The following is an 18,406-nucleotide window of genomic DNA, read 5'->3' on the forward strand; positions in this document are numbered from 1 at the left end:
TGATCGCCGTCTCCCGCAGGAACGACGCGACCGGCCCGCGGCTGCGCCCCGCAGGTGCCGCGGCCCGGTGCTCGGCGTGGCCGGCGCGGGCCTCGTGCTGATCCGTCACCGGGTCACTCTCCCACGTCGCGCGGGCCTCGACCGACCTCGCTCGCGGTCCGCACGGAATCTGCCCGGTCGCGGCGGGGACGACGACGGGCGGCAACCCCGTGGGGGTGCCGCCCGTCGTGTGCTGCGGGGTCTCAGGCCTTCTTGGCCGGGACCGACTCGCGCTTCTCCTTGATCTTGGCCTTCTTGCCGCGGAGGTTGCGCAGGTAGTAGAGCTTCGCGCGACGCACGTCACCGCGGGTGACGACCTCGACGGACTCCAGCGTCGGGGAGTGCACCGGGAAGGTGCGCTCGACGCCCACGCCGAACGAGACCTTGCGGACCGTGAAGGTCTCCCGCACGCCGTCGCCCTGGCGGGCGATCACGACGCCCTGGAACACCTGGACGCGGGAGCGGTTGCCCTCCACGACCTTGACGTTGACCTTGAGGGTGTCACCGGGGCGGAAGTCCGGGACGTCGGTGCGGAGGGAGGCCGCATCGAGCTGGTCGAGGATGTGGGACATCGTTCGTCGCTTTCCCGCCGTGCCACAGGTCACGCGCGTCGTCGTCGGCGCCCTGCGGCGCCGGGATGGCAGTGAGCGGTGTGCGGCCGATCGCTCGGCGGGCCGTGGGTCGTCTCCCCTGTGGCAGAGACGCGGCCGTCGCGCACCGACCGACCAGTGTGCCACACCCGCCTGGGACGGGAGAAACCGGCCGGTGGCCGCGCGCCCGGCACGTGCCGACCCGGCTCAGCCCCGCGTCACGCCCTCGTCGCCGACCTGCCAGCCGAGCCCGGTGAGCACCTCGCGGTCGCCCCGGTCGAGGGCAGCCGGGTCGACGCGCTCCAGCAGGTCCGGCCGCCGCTCGGCGGTGCGCTCGAGGGCCTGGTCGCGCCGCCAGCGCTCGACGCGCCCGTGGTGCCCGGACAGCAGCACCTCCGGGACGTCGAGCTCCCGCCACGTCGGGGGCTTCGTGTAGACGGGGTACTCCAGCAGCCCGGCGCTGCCGTGGGACTCCTCGACGAGCGAGGCGGGGTTGCCCACCACGCCGGGCAGCAGCCGCACCACGGCCTCGACGAGCACGAGCGCGGCCGCCTCGCCGCCGTTGAGCACGTAGTCCCCGAGCGAGTACTCGCTGACGCGGACGCCGGGCCGGCTCGCGTAGTGCGCGGCGACCCGGGCGTCGATGCCCTCGTAGCGCCCGCACGCGACGACGAGGTGCTCGTCCGACGCCCACCGCTCGGCGTGCCGCTGGGTGAAGGGCGCCCCGGACGGCGTCGGGAGCAGCAGGTGCGTGCCCTCGTCCACGAGGCCGTCGAGCGCCGCCCCCCAGACGTCGGGCTTCATGACCATGCCGGCCCCGCCGCCGAACGGAGTGTCGTCCACGGTGCGGTGCCGGTCGGTGGTCCAGTCGCGCAGGTCGTGCACCCGCAGGTCCACCAGCCCGGCCGCCCGGGCCTTGCCGACCAGGGACAGCCCGAGCGGGCTCAGGTAGTCCGGGAAGATCGAGACGATGTCGATGCGCACGTCAGTCGTCGTCCCCCGCGCCGGTGCCCGAGGTCTCGTCGCTGACCACGAGGTTCGCCGCGTCGGAGGCCAGCAGCCCGCCGGGCGGGTCCAGCACGACGCGGCCGCCCGGGACGTCCACGACGGGCACGATCGCCCGGACGAACGGCACCAGGGTCCGCGCGCCGCCGGTCTCCCGGAGCACCAGCGCGTCGTGGGCGGGCAGGTGCTCCAGCCCGACGACCTCCCCCAGCACCCGGCCGTCGACGTGCTCGGCGCGCAGCCCCGCGAGCTCGTGCGGGTACCACGCGTCCTCGTCGTCGTCCTCGTCGGCCACGTCCACCAGCAGGTCGACGCCGCGCAGCGCCTCCGCGGCCGTCCGGTCCCCCGCCTCGGCGAACGTCACGTACCAGCGGCCCTGCTGGACCCGGGTGCCCGCGATGGTCAGCGGACCGCGCGCCGGCGGGTCGGTGGGCAGCACGGTCCCGGCGGCGAGGCGCGACTCCGGCTCGTCGGTGCGCAGGTCGAGGGCGACCTCGCCGCGCAGTCCGTGGGCGCGGCCGATGCGGGCGACCGTCAGCAGCATGGGGTTCCTCTCGGGCGTCCGGGTCTCGGACCAGGGTAGGGCGCGGCGGAGCGGGACGGTGGGGGCGGTGCGGGCACGGCACAGGCCCGGCCCCTGCTGGGACCGGGCCTGTGCCGGTGTCTCACCGCGCCGCGCGGGGCGGCACGGGCGCGCGGCTCACCGCCGGGCGACGTCCACGACGTCCACGCGCACGGGTCCGTCGGCCGACAGCGCGCCGACGACGGTCCGCAGGGCGCGGGCGGTCCGGCCGCCACGGCCGATGACCCGCCCGAGGTCGTCCGGGTGGACCCGGACCTCGAGCAGGTCGCCGCGGCGGAGCGTGCGGGCGTCCACCTGCACGTCGTCCGGGTGGTCGACGATGCCCCGGACCAGGTGCTCCAGCGCGTCGGCGAGCATCAGGCCTGCTCGTCCTCGGCAGGCGCCTCGTCGGCGGCCGGGGCCTCGGTGGCGGCGGCCTTCTTCTCGGACGCCTTGGCCTTGGCCTTCTCGGCGTCGGCGGCGACCGCGTCGACCTTGGCCTGGACGTCGGCCGGGGCGGCCTTGGTCCGCAGCGTGCCCTCGGCGCCCGGCAGGCCCTTGAACTTCTGCCAGTCACCGGTGACCTTGAGGAGCGCGAGGACCTGCTCGCTCGGCTGCGCGCCGACGCCGAGCCAGTACTGCGCACGCTCCGAGGAGATCTCGATGAGCGAGGGCTCCTCGGTGGGGTGGTACTTGCCGATCTCCTCGATGACGCGGCCGTCACGCTTGGTGCGGGAGTCCGCGACGACGACGCGGTAGTACGGCGCCCGGATCTTGCCGAGGCGCTTCAGGCGGATCTTGGTGGCCACTGTGTGGTCTCTCCTGGGTGTCTACGGGGCGGTCGTCGCGTCCTGCACGTGGGGCATGCGGGACGGGTCCGACCTGGAGGACACGGCATCGCGCGGGTAGAGGGGCCGGGCGCGCCGAGTACAGCAGGTCATTGTGCCAGACGCGGGGCACGGTCCCCAACCGCCCACGACCGTCCGCACCGTCGCACCCACCGGGCCGCGGCGGGCGTCACGCCACGCGCACGCCCCGCAGCACGACGGCGCGCGGGTCGCGCAGCACCCGCACGTCCCGGCGGGGGTCGGCGTCGTACACCACGAGGTCGGCGCTCTCCCCCTCCGCGAGCCCCGGGACGCCGAGCCACGCGCGGGTGCGCCACGACGCGGCGGCCACGACGTCGTGCGCCGGCAGCCCCGCGGCCACCAGCTCGGCCGCCTCGTCGGCGATGCGGCCGTGCGCGATGGTGCCGCCCGCGTCGGTGCCGACGAGCACCGGCACGCCCGCGTCGTGCAGGTCGCGCACGTGGGCGTACCGGCGGGCGTGCATGCGCCGCATCCGCGCGGCGTACACGGGGTACCGGCCGGCGCGCTCGGCGATGGCCCCGAACTGCGCGACCTGCAGCAGCGTCGCCGTGACCGGGACGCCGGCGGCGGCGATCCGGTCGATGTGCCGGTCGGTCGCCCCGGTGGCGTGCTCCAGGCAGTCGACGCCCGCGTCCAGCAGGTCGTCGAGCGCCTCCTGCGCGAACGTGTGCGCCGTGACCCGAGCGCCCGCCGCGTGGGCGACCCGCACGGCCTCGGCCAGCACGTCGGCGGGCCACAGCGGCCGCAGGTCCCCGTCGGCCCCGAGGTCCCGGTCGATCCAGTCCGCGACGAGCTTCACCCAGCCGTCGCCGCGCGCGGCCTCCTCGGCCACGGCGGCGGGCAGCACGTCCGGCGACGCGAGCTCGCGGCCGTAGTGGCGCAGGTAGCGCCTCGGCAGCGCGAGGTGCCGCCCGGCCCGCAGCAGACGCGGCAGGTCCGGCCGGCCGTGCACCCACGCGGTGTCGGCGGGCGACCCGGCGTCGCGGACCAGCAGCACGCCGGAGTCCCGGTCGGCGAGGGCCTGCGCCTGCGCGGTCGCGCGGTCGACGGCGCCCTCGGCGGCGAGGCCGATGTGGCAGTGCACGTCGACCAGCCCGGGCACGACCCAGCCGTCGACCCGCGTCGCCGCGGCACCCGGCGGGCGCTCGAACGTCAGCCGCCCGCCGACGACCCACGCCTCGCCCACGACCCGGTCGTCGTCGACGACGACCGGCCCGGTCAGGTGCAGCACGTCGGCCACGGCGCCTCCCCCGCGGAGCCCCGGAGGTCCCCGGTCAGCGCCCGAGGAACTTCTGCAGGTCCTCGATGCTCGACGGGTCGAACGCGTCCTGCTGCTGCGGGGCCGGCCCGCCGATGCCGAACGCCGAGCCCTTCGCCGCCGGCGCCGCGGGCGCGATCCCCGCCGCACGGTCGGCCGCCGCCCGCTCCTGCGCCGCGCGCTTCGCCGGGTTGCCGGACCTGCCCTTGACCTTCTTCGACGGCGCCGTGCGGCCGCGGCCCTTGCGGCCCGTCCCGGGCAGGTTGCCCATGCCGGGCACCGGCATGCCGCCGCCGCGGGCCATCTGCTGCATCATCTTCTGCGCCGCGGCGAACCGCTCCAGCAGGCCGTTGACGTCCGACACCTGCATGCCGGAACCCGCGGCGATGCGGGCGCGCCGGGAGCCGTTGATGATCTTCGGGTTGTCGCGCTCCGCCGGGGTCATCGAGCGGATCATCGCCTCGACCCGGTCGACCTCGCGCTCGTCGAAGCTCTCGATGGCCTCGCGCATCTGCCCCATCCCGGGGAGCATGCCGAGCATCTTCTTCATCGAGCCCATGTTCTTGAGCTGCTGCATCTGCTGCAGGAAGTCCGCGAGCGTGAAGCCCTCGCCGGAGGCGAGCTTGCCGGCCATCTGCTCGGCCTGCTCGGCGTCGAACGCGCGCTCGGCCTGCTCGATGAGGGTGAGCACGTCGCCCATGTCGAGGATGCGCGACGCCATGCGGTCGGGGTGGAACACCTCGAAGTCGGTGAGCTTCTCGCCCGTCGACGCGAACAGGATCGGCCGGCCGGTGACGGACGCGACCGACAGGGCGGCGCCACCGCGGGCGTCGCCGTCGAGCTTCGACAGCACGACGCCGGTGAACCCGACCCCGTCGGCGAACGCGGTGGCCGTCGCGACGGCGTCCTGGCCGATCATCGCGTCGATGACGAACAGGATCTCGTCCGGGTCGACGGCGTCGCGGATGTCGGCGGCCTGCCGCATGAGCTCCGCGTCCACGCCGAGGCGGCCCGCGGTGTCGACGATCAGCACGTCGTGCTGGCGGGCCTTCGCGGTCGCCAGGCCCTCGCGCGCCACGGCCACCGGGTCGGCGCCCACGACGACGTCCTGCTCGGAGCCCTGGTTGCCGGGGTGCGGCGCGAAGACCGGCACGCCGGCGCGCTCCCCCACCACCTGCAGCTGGGTGACCGCGTTCGGGCGCTGCAGGTCGGCGGCGACCAGCATCGGGGTGTGGCCCTGGCCCTTGAGGTGCAGGGCGAGCTTGCCGGCGAGCGTCGTCTTGCCCGCGCCCTGGAGGCCGGCGAGCAGGATGACCGTCGGCGGGTTCTTGGCGAGCGTCAGCGGCCGGTTCGCGCCGCCGAGGATCGTCACCAGCTCGTCGTTGACGATCTTGACGACCTGCTGGGCGGGGTTCAGCGCGCCCGACACCTCGGCCGACAGCGCCCGCTCGCGCACGGCGCCGGTGAACTGCCGGACGACGGGGACGGCGACGTCCGCGTCGAGCAGCGCCCGGCGGATCTCGCGCACGGTGGCGTCGATGTCCGCCTCGGACAGCCGCCCCTTGGAGCGCAGGTTCTTGAAGGTCGACGTCAGTCGGTCGGACAGGGTGGCGAACACCGCGCGATCCTCACGCTCTCTCGGCGGTCAGGGACGTCCCAGCGTACCCGCCAGCCGGGTGGTCGCCCGCGCCACGAGGTCGTCCACGAGCTGCGCCCGCCACGCGGTCCAGGCCGTGGGGCCGGCCGAGGACGCGTCCGCCTCCGTCAGCGCGCGCAGCAGCGCCAGCAGGTCCGGCCGGTGGTCCACGGCGGCCAGGAGCGCCTCGACGGTGGCCGGGTCGTCGGGGTCCGCGCCGGTCGCCAGGTCGGCGAGCGTGAGGTGGTGCCGCACCAGCAGCTCGACGTCGGCCACGTCCGCCGCCGGGAAGCCCATGCGCTGCACGACCGGCCCGACCAGCCGCGCGCCCTCGACGGAGTGGTCCGCGGCGCCGGCGCGCTTGCCGATGTCGTGCAGCAGCGCGGCGACCAGCAGCACGTCCGGGCGGTCGACGGTGCGGCGCAGGCCGGCCGCGCGGGCGGCGGCCTCCACGAGGTGACGGTCGACGGTGTGGCGGTGGATCGGCGAGCGCTGCGGGCGGTTGCGGACGCCCGCCCACTCCGGGATCCACGTGGTCACGACCCCGGCCAGGTCCAGCGCCTCCCACACGGGCACCTGCGCGGGCCCTGTGGCGAGGAGCTGCACGAGCAGGGTGCGCGCGGCCTTCGGCCACGGGGTCGGCAGCGGCGGCGTCCGCTCCAGGCTCGCGACGGTGATCGGCGACAGCGTCAGCCCCGTCCGGGCGGCGGTCGCGGCCGCGCGCAGCGACAGCAGCGGGTCGTCGGCGGGCCGGGCGTCGGCGGCCAGCACCAGCTCGCCGTCGTGCTCCACCAGGCCCTCGGCCACGGCGCGCAGGCGCGGCGGCGTGCGACGTCCCCGCACGAGCACCGGTCGGCGCGCGGGCCGGGCGAGCGCCTGCCGGGCGTTGCGGGCGGTCGTGTCCAGGGCGTACGAGATGACCCGGCCGGCCTCGGCGAGGCTCGCGAGCAGGTCGTCCCGGTCCCCCACGCCCAGCAGCTCGGCGACCTCGTCCTGGTCGGCGAGCAGCAGCCGGTTCGTGTGCCGGCGCGTGACGGTCTGCACCGCGTCGCGGACGTCGAGCAGGTGCGCGTGCGCGCGGTCGACGGCGCCGTGCGGCCGGTCGGTGAGCCACGTCGCGGCGAGCGCGGAGAGCACCACCGCGTCCCGGATGCCCCCGCGGGCCTCCTTGAGGTCGGGCTCGATGAGGTAGGCGAGCTCGCCGTGCCGCTCGGCGCGCTGCCGCGTCGAGGCCAGCAGCTCGGGCAGCCGGCGGCGGGCCGCGGACCGCCAGTCGGCCAGCAGCGCGGACTGCGCCCGGTGCACGATGCCCGGGTCGCCGGCCACGGGGCGCAGGTCCAGCAGGCCGACCGCCGCCGGGAGGTCGCGGGAGGCCACCTGCCGGCACTGCGCGAGGGACCGCACGGAGTGGTCCAGGTCGAGGCCCGCGTCCCACACGGGGTACCAGAGCCGGTCGGCGAGGCCGGCGAGCTCCTCCGCGGAGTGGCCCCGGCCGTCGTGCACGAGCAGCAGGTCGAGGTCGCTCGCCGGGCTCGCGTCGCCGCGGCCGACGGACCCCACGGCGCCGAGGCCGATGCCGGGCGTCTCGCGACCCTCGGTCGCGGTGTCCCACAGCTCCGCCAGGCGCCGCAGCACCAGGTCGGACACGGCGCGGCGCCGCGCCCCGCCGTCGGCGTCCGGGCCGGACAGCCGCTCGGCGAGCACGAGCCGCTCAGAGCGGAGGTCCCGCACCCCCGGGAGCTCCGGGGAGTGCGGGACCTCGGTCGGGTCGGCCATCCGTCAGCCGGTCCGGCCGGCCGTCGTGGTGCCGGTCGTCACAGGGCGTCGACCCCGTGCTCGCCGGTGCGGACGCGGGCGACGTCCTCGACGGGGACCACCCAGACCTTGCCGTCGCCGATCTTGCCGGTCTGCGCGGCCTTGACGATCACCTCGGTGACGCCCGGGGCGTCCTCGTCGGCGACCAGCACGTCGATCTTGACCTTCGGCACCAGGTCGACGGTGTACTCCGCGCCCCGGTAGACCTCCGTGTGGCCGCGCTGGCGGCCGTACCCGGACGCCTCGCTCACCGTCAGGCCGCGGACACCGGCCGCCTCCAGGGCCGACTTCACGTCGTCGAGCCGATGCGGCTGGATGACCGCGGACACGAGCTTGGTCATGCCTTCACCTCCGTCACGACGCGGGCTCCGCCCAGCGTCTCGTATGCGGTCTCACCGTGCACGGCCAGGTCGATGCCGCCCACCTCGGCCTCCTCGCTGACCCGCCAGCCCATGGTGGCCTTCAGGATGAGCCCGATGACCAGGGTCACCAGACCCGAGAACACCAGGGCGAGCAGCGCGATGACCGTCTGCACGACCAGCTGCTTGGCGCCGCCGCCGAAGAACAGGCCGGTGTCGGCCGCCAGGAAGCCGATGCCGATGGTGCCGACGAGGCCGCCGACCAGGTGGACGCCGACGACGTCGAGCGAGTCGTCGTAGCCGAAGCGGTACTTGAGGCCGACCGCGAGGGCGCACAGCACACCCGCGACGACGCCGAGGATGATCGACGTCACCGGGCGCAGCGTGCCCGCGGCCGGGGTGATCGCGACCAGGCCGGCGACGACACCGGACGCGGCACCCAGGGAGGTGGCGTGCCCGTCGCGGAACTTCTCCGTGACCAGCCAGCCGATGACGGCGGCCGCGGTGGCGGCGGTCGTGTTGACCCAGGCGAGACCCGCGTTGCCGTCGGCGGTGAACGCGGAGCCGGCGTTGAAGCCGAACCAGCCGAACCACAGCAGCGCAGCGCCGAGCATGACGAACGGCAGGTTGTGCGGGCGCATCGGCTCCTTGCCGAAGCCCTTGCGCTTGCCGATGATCAGCGCGAGCACGAGGCCCGCGATACCGGCGTTGATGTGCACGACGGTGCCACCGGCGAAGTCGATCGGGGCGACCGTGGCCGCGCCGTCCGTGGTGCCGAACAGCAGCGCCGCGACGCTGTTCTCCGCGCCGGAGAGCTGGCCGCCGCCCCACACCATGTGGGCGAGCGGGAAGTAGCTGACGGTCGCCCAGAGCGCGGTGAACGCGACCCAGGTGCCGAACTTCACGCGGTCGGCGATCGCGCCGCTGATGAGCGCGACCGTGATGATCGCGAACGTCACCTGGAACGCGACGCCGACGACCACCGGCACGCCGTAGGCGTCGAGCAGGAACTCGCCGCTGTCGTCCCAGATCGTGCCCGCCAGCCCGAACTGGTCGAACGGGTTGCCGAACAGGCCGCCGACGTCCGAGCCGTAGGACATCGACCAGCCCCAGAAGACGTACACGACGACCACCACGGCGATGCTGATGAACGACATCATCATCATGTTGAGCACGGACTTGCCGCGCACCATGCCCCCGTAGAAGAACGCCAGTCCCGGCGTCATGAGCAGCACCAGGGACGCTGACATCAGCATCCAGGCTGTCGCTCCGGTGTCCAGATCCATGTGGAACGCCTCTCCCCTCGCCAGCCGAGCGGCCGGATCGGGGTCCAGCGTCCTGAACAGGAGTTTCGACGCGACGCCGCCCGCGTTACGGGCGTGTGACGAGGCCCCGGGCGGCGTCAACATTGTGTTACGCCGGGCTGTTCGTCTCAGTCGGCGGTCGCTCCCCGGGCGACGGGCGGCTCAGCCGAGGATGCCGTCCACGAACTCCTCCGCGTCGAACGGCGCCAGGTCGTCCGGGCCCTCGCCGAGGCCGACGAGCTTGACCGGCACGCCGAGCTCGCGCTGCACCGCGACGACGATGCCGCCCTTGGCGGTGCCGTCGAGCTTGGTCAGGACGATGCCCGTGACCCCGGCGACCTCCGCGAAGACGCGGGCCTGGTTCATGCCGTTCTGGCCGGTCGTCGCGTCGAGCACCAGCAGCACCTCGGACAGCGGCGCGGTGCGCGTCACGACCCGGGTGATCTTGCCGAGCTCGTCCATGAGGCCGGCCTTGTTCTGCAGGCGGCCGGCCGTGTCGACCAGCACCACGTCGGCGCCGTCGCGCACCCCGTCGCGGACGGCCTCGAACGCGACCGACGCCGGGTCGGCGCCGTCGCGGTCGGCGCGCACGGTCCGGACGCCCACGCGGGAGCCCCACGTCTCGAGCTGGTCGGCGGCGGCGGCGCGGAACGTGTCGGCCGCGCCCAGCAGGACCGAACGGCCCTCGGCGACGAGCACGCGGGCGAGCTTGCCGACCGTCGTCGTCTTGCCCGTGCCGTTCACGCCGACCACGAGGACCACGGCGGGCAGCGTCGTGCCGTCCTCGCCGGTCCGCGGGGAGGTCGCCAGCGAGCGGTCGAGGCCCGGGTCGACGAGGGCGAGCAGCTCCGCGCGCAGCAGCGCGCGCACCTGGGCCGGGTCCTTGAGGCCCTGCACGCGCGCCTGCGTGCGCAGGGCGTCCACGAGGTCCGCCGACGGGCCGGCACCGACGTCCGCCAGGAGCAGGGTCTCCTCGAGCTCGTCCCAGTCGTCCTCGCCGAGGTGGTCGCGGGACAGCACCTGGAGCATGCGTGCGCCGAGCGGCGAGCCGGAGCGGGCGAGGCGGTCGCGCAGCCTGGCGAGCCGGCCGGCGGCCGGGGCCGGCACCTCGATCGCGGGCGGCGCCGCGGCGTCCTCGGGGGCGGGCGCCGTGGGGGCGGGCGCCTCCGCCCCGGGTTCCGCCGTGCCGGCCGGGGCGGCGGGACGGTCCTCGACGGCCGTCGGGCCGGCGGCGTCCTGCGTCCCCCCGGGCCGTCGGCGGCGGGTCAGCACGGCGGCGCCGCCGCCGAGGACGGCGAGCGCCGGCACGCCGACGAGGAGCAGGGTCAGGAGGTCGTTCGAGTCCACCGGGACAGTGTGTCAGCCCGTGTCAGCCGTCGTCGCCGTCGCGCGGCCGCGGCGGGACGGCCGGCGGGCGCTCGTCGGCGGCGACGCGGGCGGGCGTGTGCCCCGAGCGCCGCGCGGCGGCGGGGACGTGCACCGGGCGAGGCAGCCGCGGGTGCCGGTCGTGCGGGCGGGGCACCGCGGGGCGGTCCGCCGGGCGGTCCGGGTCGTGGCCGTGCTCGCGGGAGCCCGAGCGGCCGGGCAGCAGCCGGCCGGCCCGCTCGCCCGTGCGCTCCAGCATGTCCGCCAGCTCGTCCAGCTGGAGGTAGCCGTCGTCGGGCTGGGACGCCTCGGCGAACATCTGCTCGAACGGCACGTCCACCGGCTCGGCGTCGTCCCGGTCGACCGGCTCGGCGTCCTTGTCCCGTCGCAGGCCGCCGCGCAGGTCCTGCCAGAACGTGCGCAGCCCCTCGCGGCCCCCCTCGGCGGCGTTCGCCGCCACGATCACGCCCACCGCGGCCAGCAGCGCCAGCCCGATCCCCCATGCGTACGCGCTCATGGGATCAATTGTCCGACGGCTTCCTGGGAACTGCCCGGGCACCCGCCGGATCCGGGGCGAACCGGCACGAGATCTTCACGCCGGCCTGCGCCTCACGCGGGTGCGGCGGCCTCGTCCCGCAGCCGCTGGCTGATGACGGTGGTCACCCCGTCGCCGCGCATCGTCACGCCGTAGAGCGCGTCGGCGATCTCCATGGTGCGCTTCTGGTGCGTGACGACGATGAGCTGGGAGTCCTCCTGCAGCTCGCGGAAGATCTCCAGGAGCCGGCCGAGGTTCGCGTCGTCCAGCGCGGCCTCCACCTCGTCCATGACGTAGAACGGGCTGGGGCGGGCCTTGAAGATCGACACCAGCAGCGCGACGGCCGTCAGGGACCGCTCGCCGCCGGACAGCAGCGACAGCCGCTTGACCTTCTTGCCCGCCGGGCGCGCCTCCACCTCGATTCCGGTGGTGAGCATGTCGCCGGGGTCGGTCAGGACCAGGCGGCCCTCGCCGCCGGGGAACAGCCGCGGGAAGACCCGGTCGAACTGCGCGGCGGTGTCCCGGTACGCCTCGGCGAACACCTGCTCCACGCGCTCGTCGATCTCCTGGACGATCTCCAGCAGGTCCGCGCGCGACTTCCTGAGGTCGGCGAGCTGCTCCACGAGGAACTTGTGCCGCTCCTCGAGCGCCGCGAACTCCTCCAGCGCCAGCGGGTTGACCCGGCCGAGCTGGGCGAGCGCGCGCTCGGCCGCCCGCAGCCGCTTCTCCTGCTCCGCCCGGACGTACGGCACCTCGGTGGGCGCGTCGGGGTCGGCGTCGGCCGGGGCCGGCACGGGGACGGCCCGGTGCGGGCCGAACTCCTCGACGAGCACGGCCGGGTCGGTGCCGAGCTCCTCGACGGCCCGGGCCTGGAGCTGCTCGATGCGCAGCCGCTGCTCGGCGCGCGCGACCTCGTCGCGGTGGGCGGCGTCCGTGAGCTGGGCGACCTCGCGCTGGCGCTCGTCGACCTGCGTCCGCACGGCGACCAGGGCCGTGTCCCGCTCGGCGCGGGCGGCCTCCGCGGCGGCGCGCTCGTCGGCCGCACGGGCCAGGGCGTGCTCGACGGCACGCAGCGCCTGGCCGGCGCCCTGGGCCACCGCCGTGGCGACCGCGGCGTGGCGGGCGCGCGTCCGCTCGCGCTCGGCGGCGCGCTCGCGGGCGGCGCGCTCCGTGCGGGCGGCCCGGTCCAGCGACTCCGCGCGGCCCGCGAGCGCACGGGCGCGCTCCTCCGACGTCCGCAGGGTCAGCCGGGCCTCCGTCTCCCGGCCCCGGGCGGCCGAGGCGGCCTCGGCCGCGGCGTCCCGCTGCACCGTGCGCTCCTCGATCGCCGCGTCGGTGTCGGCGGGCTCGGCCTCGGCGGCCGCGAGCCGCTCGGTGAGCCCGGCCAGCTCCGCGGCGCCCTCGGCGAGCGCCTGCTCGGCCGCGGCGAGCGACGCCTGGACCCGCTCCGCCTCGGCGCGGGCCGCCCGGGCGGTCGCACCGAGGTGCCCGAGCTGCTCGGCGACCGCCGCGAGCGCCGCGTCGGACTCGTTCAGCCGCTCCAGCGTGTCCTGGTAGGCCGCGCGCGCCGACTCCTGGGCCTCGCGCGCCCCGACCAGCGCGAACCGGGCCTGCTCGGCGCGGGCGGCGGCGTCCTGGACGCCCTGGCGCGCCGCGTCCAGCGCGGCCTGGAGGTGCAACGCGCTCGGCGCGGTCGCGGAGCCGCCGGACGCCCGGTGCGCGGCCAGCACGTCGCCGCCGCGCGTCGCGACCACCAGGTCGGGCCGGTCGCGCAGCACCCCCCGTGCGGCGACGAGGTCGTCGACCACCACGACGTCGCTGAGCAGCCGGCGCACCGCGGGCAGCACGGCGGGCGGCGCCTGGACGAGGTCGAGCGCCCACGCGGCACCGGACGGCGCCGCGCCCTGCCCCGCGGCGGCGGTCCCGGCGTCGCCCGCCGCCACGACGAGCCCCGCACGCCCGGCGTCCTGCTCGCGCAGGTACCGGATGGCGTCGACGGCGGCCTCCACGGACTCGACCGCGACGGCGTCCGCCGACGCGCCGAGCGCCGCGACGATCGCGTCCTCGTCGCCCGCGGCGACCGCGATGAGCGCGGCGAGCGACCCGACGACGCCCGGCAGGCCGTCCGAGGCGAGCAGCGCCCCGGCCCCGTCCTTGCGGGTCAGGGACAGCTCGAGCGTCTCGATGCGCGACTCCAGCGCCGCGCGCTCGCGCTCGGCCTCGTCCAGCGCCTGCTCCAGCTCGGCGACCCGCGCGGCGGTCGTCTCGACGGCGTCCGCCGCGGCCTCGTGGGCGGCGTCCAGGCCCTCCTCGCCCTCCTCGACGCCGGCGACCTGCGTCTCCAGGGCGGCGAACTCGACGGTCGCCTCGTGCCCGCGCCGCTCCGCCTCCGCGAGCGTCGCGCGCAGCCGCCCGATCTCCGCCTCGGTGGCCTCCAGGCGGCTGCGCCGGGCGCCCACCTGGCCGGCGAGCCGGGCAAGCCCCTCGCGGCGGTCGGCGGCGCCCCGCAGCACGGTGGCCAGGGCCCTCTCGGCGGTGGCGGCGTCCTCCTCCGCCTGCTGCCGGGCGGCCTGCGCGGCCTCCAGCGCCGCGCGCGCCGCGTCGACCTCCGCGGTGAGCTCCGCCTCGGCGGCGCGCACCCGCTCGGCCTGGCGCTCGAGGTCCTCCGGGTCCTGCCCGCGGGCCGGCTCCGGCGTCGCGCTGCCGAGCAGCCGCGCCCGGTCCGCGGCGAGGGACCCCGTGCCGCGCAGCCGCTCCTGCAGCGCGGACAGCCGGTACCAGAGGTCCGACGCCTCACCCAGGGCGGGGGCGGCCTCGGCGGCCTCGCGCTCGAGGGCCGCCAGCCGGGCGCGCGCGGCGTCCAGCGCGGCCTCCGCCTCGGCCCGCCGGGCCCGCAGCGCCGTGTCGTCGGCGATCTCCTGCTCGAGGGTCGCGGTGAGCTGCGCCAGGTCGTCGGCGAGCAGCCGCGCCCGGGCGTCGCGCAGGTCCGCCTGGACCGTCTGCGCCTTGCGCGCGACCTCCGCCTGCCGGCCGAGCGGCCCGAGCTGGCGCCGCAGCTCCCCGGTCAGGTCGGTGAGGCGCGTGAGGTTGGCCTGCATCGCGTCGAGCTTGCGCAGCGCCTTCTCCTTGCGCTTGCGGTGCTTGAGGACGCCCGCGGCCTCCTCGATGAAGCCGCGCCGCTCCTCCGGCGTCGCGCGCAGCACCGCGTCGAGCTGGCCCTGCCCGACGATGACGTGCATCTCCCGGCCCAGGCCCGAGTCGGACAGCAGGTCCTGGATGTCGAGCAGCCGGCACGGCCGCCCGTTGATCGCGTACTCGGAGCCGCCGTTGCGGAACAGCGTCCGCGAGATCGTCACCTCGGTGTACTCGATCGGCAGCGCGCCGTCGGTGTTGTCGATGGTCAGCGACACCTCGGCGCGACCCAGGGGCGGGCGGCCGGAGGTGCCGGCGAAGATGACGTCCTCCATCTTGCCGCCGCGCAGCGACTTGGCGCCCTGCTCCCCCATCACCCACGCGAGCGCGTCGACGACGTTCGACTTGCCGGACCCGTTCGGGCCCACGACGCAGGTCACCCCGGGCTCGAGGTGCAGCGTCGTCGCCGAGGCGAACGACTTGAACCCCCGCAGGGTGAGCGTCTTCAGGTGCACGGGCGGCAGCCTAGTGGCGGCACCGGCCCGGGACCCGGAGGCACCGGGCCGGTCCGCGGGCTCAGCGGGCCAGGGCGGGGAACCACAGCCCGATCTCGCGGGCGGCCGACTCCGGGGAGTCCGAGCCGTGCACGAGGTTCTGCGTCACCTTCAGGCCCCACTCGCGGCCGAGGTCGCCGCGGATCGTGCCCGGGGCGGCGGCCGTCGGGTCGGTGGCGCCGGCCAGGGAGCGGAACCCCTCGATGACGCGGTGGCCCTCGGCGACGACCGCCAGGACCGGACCGGACTTCATGAACTCCACGAGCGGGCCGAAGAACGGCTTGCCCTCGTGCTCGGCGTAGTGGGCGTGCAGCAGGTCGTCGTCGGCGGTGCGGAGCTCGACGGCCACGAGGGTGTAGCCCTTGGCCTCGATGCGGCGGAGCACCTCGCCCGTCAGCCCCCGGCTCACGCCGTCGGGCTTGACCAGGACGAGGGTGCGCTGGATGTCGCTCATGGGCGTCACCCTAACCGGCGGCGCCGGTCTGCTCGGGGTGGGCCGCGTCGTACGCCGCGCGCTCCCGGTCGATGCGCGCGCCGAGCCGCAGCGACACCGCCCAGAGCACCGCGAACAGCACGCCGAGGGCGAACATCAGCGGCACCACGAACCCGCACGCGAGCACCAGCACCTGCGCCACCGACCCGGCGACGTACCCGCCCGGGACGGTCACGAGGCGCGACAGCACGACGAGGACCACGAACACCAGCCCGGCGACCGGCCACAGCACCCCCGGCGGGGTGCCCAGGACGCCCGCCGCCGCGAGGCCGTGCGCCGTGAGCGCCGCGAACAGCACCAGCACGCCCTCCAGGACCAGGATGGTCGAGGCGAACTGGGGCTTGGCGGGACGCTTCGGGCGCGCGGGCCGCGCGGCGTGCGGGGAGGTCACCTCGGCAGGCTACCGGGGGCCGTCGGAGGACCCGGGGCCGCCGGCTCCCGCGGAGCCCGACGGGCCGCCCGCCGACGCCGCCGCGCGCTCCGCCTCCGGCTCCGTCGCGCGCCGCGCGGGCGCCGCGGTGGCCTCGCCGCGCGCGACCATCCCGGCCACGTCGGACAGCCGCACCTCGCGCAGGAACAGCGTCAGCACGAAGCCGAGGGCGAGCAGCGGCACGAGGTACCAGAACGCCGGCGCGAGCGCCTCGGTGTACGCGGTGACGACGCCGTCGCGGAGCGCGTCGGGGAGCTGCGCGACGAGCGCGGGGGTCAGCGAGTCGGCTCCGCCCGCCGCGTCGGCGCCGCCCGCCGGCACGCCCGCGAACACGTCCTCGAGGCGGGTCGAGAGCCGCGTCGTGAAGATCGTGCTGAACAGCGCCGTGCCGACGGCCGCGCCGATCTCCCGGAAGAAGTTGTTGGCACTGGTGGCGGTGCCGATCTCGTGCGGGTCGACGGAGTTCTGCACGGCCAGGACGATCGTCTGCATCACGAGGCCGAGCCCGGCGCCCAGGACGAAGATCATCACGCCGAACAGCACCATCGACATGTCGCCGGTGATCGTGGTGAGCCACGCCAGGCCGACCGTGGTCACCGCCATGCCGGCGATCGGGAACGCCCGGTAGCGCCCGGTGCGGGTGATCGCCACGCCCGAGCCGATGGCGGTGAGCATGACGCCGACCGTCATCGGGAGCATGAGCAGGCCGGACTCCGTGACGCCCGAGCCGGTGGACATCTGCAGGAACGTCGGCAGGAACGCCAGCGACGCGAACATGCCCATGCCGATGACCAGGCCGATGCCGGTGGCGAGCGCGAAGGTCCGGTTGCGGAACAGCCGCAGCGGCAGGAGCGGCTCCTGCGCCCGCAGCTCGACGCCGACGAACAGGGCGATCGCGACGAGCGTGCCGACGAGCAGGCCGACGAGCCGGGCGTCGGACCAGTCGTAGCCGCCCTCACCGGTCAGCGACGTCCACGACGTGAGCAGGACGATCCCGGACGTGGCGAGCGTCAGCAGCACGATGCCGGCGACGTCCAGGCGCCGCCCGGAGCGGTGGGAGGGCAGCGTCAGCGTGAACCAGGCCGTGACGAACGCCGCGATGCCGACCGGGATGTTGATCCAGAAGCACCACCGCCAGTCGGCGTGGTCCGTGAACAGCCCGCCGAGCAGGGGCCCGGCCACCGCGGCGACGCCGAACATCGCGCCCATCGGCCCCATGTACCTGCCGCGCTCCTTGGCCGGGACGATGTCCGCGATGATCGCCTGCGACAGGATGATCAGGCCGCCGCCGCCGAGCCCCTGGACGCCGCGCCACGCGACGAGCTCCCCGAACGACTGGGCGAAGCCGGCGCCCGCCGAGGCGAGCGTGAACAGGCCGATCGCGACGAGGAACGGCCAGCGCCGGCCCCACAGGTCGCCGAACTTGCCGTACAGCGGCATGACGATCGCGATCGCCAGGATGTAGATCGTCACGACCCAGCCCTGGTGCTCGACGCCGTTCAGCTCGCCGACGATGGTGGGCATCGCCGTGCCGACGATGGACTGGTCGAGCGAGGACAGCAGCATGCTGGCCAGCAGGGCGCCGAAGATCAGCCAGATCCGGCGCTGGGTCAGCTCGACCAGCGGTTCGTCGCGGGCGGGGGCGGTGGTCGCCATGGGGGTCCTCTCGTGGGCGCGCCGTGGCGCGCCGCCGACCGGCTGCGGCCGGTGCGGCGCCGTCGTCGGCGGGTTGGTGCTGGGGTGGGCGGGGCGGAGCGCGGGTGACGGGCGGGGACGGCCGGGGCGGGGTCGCCCGGGACGCGTCAGCCCGGGGGTGCGGCCGCCGGGCCGGCGGTCGCGGCGATCGCGGCGAGGTCCGCGACGACGGACGGCAGGTGGTCGTGCACGTCGCCCCGGCGGCCGGCGGCGTCCCACCGGACGAAGGTCGCGTGCGAGAGCACCATGAGCAGCGCGCCGACCAGCAGGACGACGGCCTCGTCCGCCCCGTCGCCGAGGCGGCGGCGGACGAGCTGCTCGATCTCGTCGTGCAGGCCGCGCACGTGCGCGTAGGCCCGCACGAGCAGGTCGGGGTGGCCGCGCGCGACCTCGAACGCCCGCTCCATGCGCTCCTTGCCGAGCGGCGGGTGGTCGAGGACGTGCGCGACGAGCGCCTGCACGTCGGGCAGCAGGTCACCGGTGGGCCCGCCGCCGGCGAACGTCGCGGCGGCGGCCGGGTCGATCCGCCAGTGGGCGAGGCCGAGCACGGCGTCGTCCTTCGACTCGAAGTAGTTGAAGAACGTGCGGACCGAGACCCCGACCTCCGCGCAGACGGCCTCGACCGTCACCTGGTCGAGGCCGTGCTCCGCGGCGAGCCGGTGCGTGGCGTCGACGAGCGCCTCGAGGCGGGCGCGCTTCTTGCGGGCGCGCAGCCCCTCGGGCTCGACAGCTTCTTGCATGGCATGCATTCTTGCACGCTCTGCA

General features: G+C 75.9%; 17 protein-coding genes. All 17 read right to left on the reverse strand.

Features of this window, described 5'->3' with window-relative positions:
* Positions 1-242: 242 nt before the first annotated feature.
* The 17 genes from rplS to AAHH18_RS16305 all read right to left on the reverse strand — a co-directional run bounded on the left by rplS (position 243) and on the right by AAHH18_RS16305 (position 18,381).
* Positions 243-611, reverse strand: a complete 369-nt coding sequence (gene rplS / locus AAHH18_RS16225) for a 50S ribosomal protein L19 (protein ID WP_283319954.1) — start codon at positions 609-611, stop codon at positions 243-245.
* 225 nt (positions 612-836) lie between these two features.
* Positions 837-1,613, reverse strand: coding sequence for a tRNA (guanosine(37)-N1)-methyltransferase TrmD (gene trmD, locus AAHH18_RS16230; protein WP_343302326.1), 777 nt, complete (start codon positions 1,611-1,613; stop codon positions 837-839).
* A 1-nt stretch (position 1,614) separates the two neighbouring features.
* Positions 1,615-2,178, reverse strand: a complete 564-nt coding sequence (gene rimM, locus AAHH18_RS16235; RefSeq protein WP_283319953.1) for a ribosome maturation factor RimM — start codon at positions 2,176-2,178, stop codon at positions 1,615-1,617.
* 156 nt (positions 2,179-2,334) lie between these two features.
* Positions 2,335-2,574 carry an RNA-binding protein gene (locus tag AAHH18_RS16240; protein WP_222169759.1) on the reverse strand — a complete coding sequence of 80 codons (240 nt, stop codon included), beginning with the start codon at positions 2,572-2,574 and terminating at the stop codon, positions 2,335-2,337.
* Positions 2,574-3,005: a 30S ribosomal protein S16 gene (gene rpsP / locus AAHH18_RS16245; protein WP_283319952.1), complete on the reverse strand. Its 432-nt coding sequence runs from the start codon at positions 3,003-3,005 to the stop codon at positions 2,574-2,576. The genes AAHH18_RS16240 and rpsP overlap by 1 nt, the downstream gene beginning before the upstream one ends.
* A 208-nt stretch (positions 3,006-3,213) precedes the next feature.
* Positions 3,214-4,305: an amidohydrolase family protein gene (locus AAHH18_RS16250; protein ID WP_343302327.1), complete on the reverse strand. Its 1,092-nt coding sequence runs from the start codon at positions 4,303-4,305 to the stop codon at positions 3,214-3,216.
* Between the two features lie 34 nt (positions 4,306-4,339).
* Complete coding sequence (ffh, locus tag AAHH18_RS16255) at positions 4,340-5,941, reverse strand: signal recognition particle protein (RefSeq protein ID WP_343302328.1); 1,602 nt, start codon at positions 5,939-5,941, stop codon at positions 4,340-4,342.
* A gap of 27 nt (positions 5,942-5,968) precedes the next feature.
* A complete protein-coding gene (locus AAHH18_RS16260) occupies positions 5,969-7,735 on the reverse strand; it encodes a [protein-PII] uridylyltransferase (protein ID WP_343302329.1) in 1,767 nt (588 codons plus the stop codon).
* Between the two features lie 38 nt (positions 7,736-7,773).
* Complete coding sequence (locus tag AAHH18_RS16265) at positions 7,774-8,115, reverse strand: P-II family nitrogen regulator (RefSeq protein ID WP_222169764.1); 342 nt, start codon at positions 8,113-8,115, stop codon at positions 7,774-7,776.
* A complete protein-coding gene (locus AAHH18_RS16270) occupies positions 8,112-9,419 on the reverse strand; it encodes an ammonium transporter (protein ID WP_283319948.1) in 1,308 nt (435 codons plus the stop codon). Before AAHH18_RS16270 ends, AAHH18_RS16265 begins: the two co-directional genes overlap by 4 nt.
* A gap of 180 nt (positions 9,420-9,599) precedes the next feature.
* The gene (gene ftsY, locus AAHH18_RS16275; protein WP_343302330.1) at positions 9,600-10,784 is read right to left on the reverse strand and encodes a signal recognition particle-docking protein FtsY; all 1,185 of its coding nucleotides are present in this window, start codon (positions 10,782-10,784) and stop codon (positions 9,600-9,602) included.
* A 22-nt stretch (positions 10,785-10,806) separates the two neighbouring features.
* On the reverse strand, positions 10,807-11,319 hold the full coding sequence (locus AAHH18_RS16280; RefSeq protein WP_343302331.1) for a hypothetical protein: 513 nt from the start codon (positions 11,317-11,319) through the stop codon (positions 10,807-10,809).
* A gap of 92 nt (positions 11,320-11,411) precedes the next feature.
* Complete coding sequence (gene smc, locus AAHH18_RS16285) at positions 11,412-14,984, reverse strand: chromosome segregation protein SMC (RefSeq protein WP_343302332.1); 3,573 nt, start codon at positions 14,982-14,984, stop codon at positions 11,412-11,414.
* A 61-nt stretch (positions 14,985-15,045) separates the two neighbouring features.
* Positions 15,046-15,477: a nucleoside-diphosphate kinase gene (gene ndk / locus AAHH18_RS16290; RefSeq protein WP_283319944.1), complete on the reverse strand. Its 432-nt coding sequence runs from the start codon at positions 15,475-15,477 to the stop codon at positions 15,046-15,048.
* Between the two features lie 10 nt (positions 15,478-15,487).
* The gene (locus AAHH18_RS16295) at positions 15,488-15,907 is read right to left on the reverse strand and encodes a DUF4233 domain-containing protein (protein WP_283319943.1); all 420 of its coding nucleotides are present in this window, start codon (positions 15,905-15,907) and stop codon (positions 15,488-15,490) included.
* A 9-nt stretch (positions 15,908-15,916) separates the two neighbouring features.
* On the reverse strand, positions 15,917-17,602 hold the full coding sequence (locus AAHH18_RS16300; protein ID WP_343302333.1) for an MDR family MFS transporter: 1,686 nt from the start codon (positions 17,600-17,602) through the stop codon (positions 15,917-15,919).
* Between the two features lie 146 nt (positions 17,603-17,748).
* Positions 17,749-18,381, reverse strand: coding sequence for a TetR/AcrR family transcriptional regulator (locus AAHH18_RS16305; RefSeq protein WP_343302334.1), 633 nt, complete (start codon positions 18,379-18,381; stop codon positions 17,749-17,751).
* Positions 18,382-18,406 lie beyond the last annotated feature (25 nt).

The organism is Cellulomonas olei (genome assembly GCF_039548315.1).
In the GTDB taxonomy this organism is placed as follows: Bacteria; Actinomycetota; Actinomycetes; order Actinomycetales; family Cellulomonadaceae; genus Cellulomonas.